This window comes from Bartonella sp. AC535YNZD (assembly GCF_042196625.1).
In the GTDB taxonomy this organism is placed as follows: Bacteria; Pseudomonadota; Alphaproteobacteria; order Rhizobiales; family Rhizobiaceae; genus Bartonella.
Genome location: NZ_JBHIQP010000098.1, coordinates 1 through 574, shown reverse-complemented (window position 1 = coordinate 574; position 574 = coordinate 1). Strand labels below are relative to the sequence as shown.

Sequence of the window (574 nt, the reverse complement as noted above, 5' to 3'; positions counted from 1 at the left end):
AAGCAGTGAGTGGTGGATTTCGGCATGTACCAATCCGGTATGTTATTGACCCCCCGCATGGCTTATTTGATGCGGCGTTAGCACGACAGATTGTTATTCATATTTTGCATTATCAGTTTGAGGTGCCACGGCGGCGTCTTGTTGCTATGCAAGAGCGTGAACGCACGGCTGTTGCTCGTTCTTTGCGTACAATTAACCGGCGTTTGGAAGAACCCGTTTTTGCGAAAGCTTATCAAAGATGGGCGGGGCGTGCGATGGATTTATTCTTTAAAGAGATCAGAAAGGCGGCGGCGTGATGGCACAGTTTCAAGAGATTGCTTTAGATTTGATTGTGGTGCCGGAGCGTATACGCCCTGTAGATGATGAGCATGCCAAGGCACTTGCACAATCAATAGTGCGGGAGGGATTGATGAATCCGATTACGGTGCGCCATACGCCCAATGCTAGGGAAGGCAATTACACGCTGATTGCTGGTGCGCACCGGCTTCGGGCTGCTGAGCTTTTAGGTTATAGCAAAATTGATGCGGTTGTGGTGCAAGCGGATAAGGATAATGCTGCGCTTTTAGAGGTTGCG

2 protein-coding genes are annotated in these 574 nt (G+C 49.7%); both read left to right on the top strand.

Annotated features, from left to right (window positions below; translation table 11 throughout):
* Positions 1–296, top strand: a 296-nt coding sequence (locus ACFIM8_RS09410) for a hypothetical protein (RefSeq protein WP_375614863.1), incomplete at its 5' end; no start/stop codon positions are given.
* Positions 296–574, top strand: a 279-nt coding sequence (locus ACFIM8_RS09405; protein WP_375614862.1) for a ParB N-terminal domain-containing protein, incomplete at its 3' end; no start/stop codon positions are given. The genes ACFIM8_RS09410 and ACFIM8_RS09405, both read left to right, overlap by 1 nt.